Below are 4,290 nucleotides of genomic sequence, written 5' to 3' on the forward strand. Positions count from 1 at the left end.
ATCTAAATTAGCTTCTACTAAACGATAGGCCTCTTCAAATTCTTCCCCCCATAGTTCCGCTAATTCTATACCTAATTTATTGCGAACTTCGTAGGGATCTACTAATGTCCACTCGGCTTTATTTATCACCCGACGCATGAATTCATCGGTGATAACTAATTGGGGAAAAACATCATAAGCTTTGCGTCTTTGATCACCGTTTTCTGTCTGCATTTCCAGAAATTCTGGCACATCTAAATGCCAGATGTCAACACCGATAGTTACTGCCCCGGCGCGTCTTCCCCCCTGATTTACTGCAATAGCTGTATCGTTGAGTAATTTAATCCAAGGAATAATCCCCCCGGAAGCATTAGCTTTCCCCATTACCCAGCTACCAGTGGCGCGAATTCTACTCACATTCACCCCGACACCGCCACCATTTTTTGAGATGCGGGCAGCATTAGTAATCTCGTCGAAAATGCTTTCTAAACTGTCGTCAATGGAGAGGATAAAACAACTGGTTAGGGAACTTTTGGGAGTGCGTAAATTGGCTAAAATTGGGGTGGCAAGAGAGATTTTTCTTTGAGCAATCGCTTGATAAAATTTCTTCGCCCAGTGGAGTCTATTAGCTGGTTCTTCCACAATGGCAAGCAGTAAGGAACAGGTTAATAATGCCTCTTGAGGTAACTCATTTTTGAGTAAATAACGGCTAGTGATTAACAATGCCCCGGCGTAATCATAATCGATATCCCAATCGGGATTAATCCAAGAACCAGCTTCTTTTAATTCTGCCTCAGAATAGATGAGAATTCTTTCGTCGTACAGGCGATTTTTAACTTGAGTTTTAACGGTTTTCTCGTAATTTCCGTACTGATAACCCCGCACTACTAAGGTATCTTTCCAAAGACTCCAAATATGCAATCTTCCCGCCACATAGCGCCAATCCGGTTCCTCGGGACTACACATTTCTAGGGCGCAATTGATTAAATTATCCTGTATTTCCCTAGTGGTAATCCCATCCCGCAGGCGTGTGGTTAAACCCGCTTCTAAGGCGATTGAATTGACTTTTTTACCTTCACAAGCCCACTCTACCACGTCGCGAATTTTGCCGATATTTAAGCTTGTGGTGGAACCATCGCGCCGAATCACTCTAATTGCATGGCTGCCCATATTAGCTAAAGGGGTAGAACGAAAGGGTATTACTTCGTTATTTTTGTGAATGGAAACGGCAGTAGTCAAGGGCTTCGATTGCATAATTGGGAAATTGCGGCGTTAAAAAAACTTGACAAATTAATCTATTTGTACTAGAGCATTCTATCAGATTTTCTGGGAAAACACAACATCTAGCGTGTTAAATAATTTTATCACTCTATATGTGGTATAACCAGGATTGTTTTGTTCCCCAAAACAGTGTTTTGGATGACATTTTCCGCAAAAAATTCTCGATTCTCTCTCAAAGTGGTTCTTTTGTATGCTTGACAAAAAGCTTTTTCTTTGATAGCAAAACAGACTGACTGCTGAGGAGGTTATGGTGAGACTTTATTTGTTCTTAACTTTTCGATAATTTAAGACAAGAGTGGATTAAAAGTCAAATTTCCTCTGAGAACCTCTGAGAGAGTAAATTTTCTCTTTTCGCTATTTAGTGGCTTACCGCTAGAATAATAGGACAAAAACGCTATATATAGCGTCTAGCTAGTAGAGGACAAGGATGAAATATTTAGAAGAATGGCGTGATAGCGGGGTGGATGCGGAGTTAATCGCTCTCAATGTCACCGGTTTAGCGGGGCTATCTCCCAGTGAATACCTACTCTACTCCCAAGAATTACCGCGACGCAATGATGGCAGGGTTAGGGATAGTATTCTCAAGCGTTATGAACATACCAGTCAAGGAGGTTGGTGGTGTTCAGGAATTGACTTATTAACGGGCAATTATGACCCTTGGGGCTGTTTTAAGCCCGATTTTCCCCGTTTAAGCTTCGATGAGGCTAAACCGATTAAGTACGAACATCCTCCCCAAACCCCTACGGGAGTCTTTGCTTTGCGGATTCCCCTGAAAATTTGGCAAAAAATAGCCCAGTCTATCAGTGTTAGTATTTTAACTGAAGAAGTGGATAATAAGCAAGAGGATCTCGGTTTTTGGTCCTGGGTGATGAAACATCCAGAGATACCTATTTGTCTTACGGAAGGGGCGAAAAAAGCGGGGGCATTACTAACAGCAGGTTATGTGACAATTGCCTTACCCGGGATTCACAATGGTTATCGTACTCCCAAGGACGAATTAGGTAGGAGAATCGGCAAATCTCATCTAATTCCGCAGCTAGAAAAATTAGCTAATTCGGGACGAAAGATTTATCTAGTTTTCGATCAAGAAACTAAACCGAAAACCCAGCAAGCGGTTAATTTAGCTTTACAGAGAATGGGTTATCTATTCAGTCAGGCTAACTGTGAGGTAAAGGTAGTTACTTGGGATGCTGCTGACGGTAAAGGGGTGGATGATTTACTAATCAATCGAGGAGAAGATTACTTTCAACAAATCTATCAAAAAGCTACCTCTTGGGAAATTTGGAAAGCAGCGAGTTTAAATAGTTTAACTCTCTCACCTCATCTAGAGTTAAATAGCCGTTACTTGCCAGATATTTCTATCCCTACATCAGCGCAGTTAATGGCGATTAAATCTGCTAAAGGTACGGGAAAAACTGAGTTTTTAGCTAAAATAGTTAAACAGGCTGTTGCCAATCAACAAAAAGTTTTAGTTATTGGTCATCGGGTGAAACTGGTAGAGGAGTTGTGTCAACGCTTTGGTTTAAACTATATCAGCAAAATTAGAGATAATCCTGCGGCACAAATTTACGGTTATGGTTTATGTATTGACTCTCTCCATCCCCAATCGCAAGCAAAATTTCAAGCGGAAGATTGGCAAGGAGCTATTATTATTATTGATGAGATCGAACAAGTCCTATGGCATGGGTTAAATGGGGATACTTGTAAAGCTAATCGTGTAGCAATTTTAAAGTCTTTAAAGTCCCTGCTGCAAACTGTGGTCAGCAGTGGGGGAAAAGTCCTAGTTGCTGATGCTGATTTAAGTGATATTTCCCTAGATTATTTAACTTCTCTAGCGGCGATTGAACTAGAAACTTTCTTGATTAGTAACGAGTGGAAACCAAGTTATCAGGAAGCTTGGCGAGTTTATAACTACTCCGATAATACTCCCCAACGGCTAGTTAATGATTTGGTCAAACATATTAAAGACGGAGGAAAACCCTTTGTTTGTCTATCAGCACAAAAATTAACTAGCAAATGGGGAACAATTACCCTAGAATCTTATCTAAAAAAGCAATTTCCTCATAAGAAAGTTCTGCGGATAGACTCAGAGTCATTGCAAGATTCTAGTCACGCTGCCTATCAAGCGATTGGCAATTTAAATCAGTTGTTACTTAACTATGATATAGTTCTAGCTAGTCCTGCGATTGAAACGGGAATTAGTATTGATATTCAGCAACACTTTTCCTCGGTTTGGTGTCTAGCACAGGGAATTCAAACTCCCACTTCTATCGCTCAATTTTTAGGGAGAATTAGAGAGAATATTCCTCGTTATATTTGGTCAGCAGTGTACGGATTTAATCAGGTGGGTAATGGTTCCACTTCTATCCCGAAACTTCTCACCTCTGGACACCGATTAACGGAGGTTAATATTCGCTTACTACACCAATCAGATTTAGAATCTCTGGAGGATTTAGATACAAGTTTTCAAGCGGAATCTCTCCTCTGCTGGGCAAAAATGGCCGTGCGAGTAAATGCTTGTATGCTTAATTATCGTCAGTCAATTCTAGGAATTTTACAAGCAGAAGGTCATAGAATTAAAGAACGAAATCAGGAAGAAGAACTAGAGATAACTAATCAGTTAACGGAAGCAATTGAAGAAATTATGGAACATAATTATCGTTCTGAATGCGATGCGATTGCCAACGCAGCTGAGATAACGGAATCAGAGTGTCGTCTGCTAAAAAAACAGTTAGTTAAGTCAGTAAAAGAAAGGAGAATTCTTAGAAAATATGACCTATACAAACGCTATGGAATCCCCGTCACACCGCAATTAGTGATTAAAGATGATCAAGGATGGTATCAAGAACTACGTCTACATTACTTTTTGACAATTGGGCGACAATTTTTGTGTGATCGAGATGCTTTAATTGCGCGTAAACTGATAGAATCAGGTCACGGAAGTTTATTTATTCCCGATTTTAATAGTAGTCAATTAGGAGTGATTATCGGGACGTTAGAATTGTTGGGAATTCCCGTATTATTAGCTAA

2 protein-coding genes are annotated in these 4,290 nt (G+C 40.3%); one reads left to right on the top strand and one right to left on the bottom strand.

Annotated elements, in window-relative coordinates:
* The coding region (locus PX484_RS19990) for a ribonucleotide reductase barrel domain-containing protein (protein ID WP_288105245.1) at positions 1 to 1,233 on the bottom strand (1,233 nt) is incomplete at its 3' end.
* 454 nt (positions 1,234 to 1,687) lie between these two features.
* Between PX484_RS19990 and PX484_RS19995 the strand changes: the two genes are divergently transcribed.
* The coding region (locus tag PX484_RS19995; protein ID WP_288105247.1) for a plasmid replication protein, CyRepA1 family at positions 1,688 to 4,290 on the top strand (2,603 nt) is incomplete at its 3' end.

Origin of the sequence: Microcystis sp. M49636_WE2 (assembly GCF_030065375.1) — a bacterium.
Classification (GTDB): domain Bacteria; phylum Cyanobacteriota; class Cyanobacteriia; order Cyanobacteriales; family Microcystaceae; genus Microcystis; species Microcystis aeruginosa_C.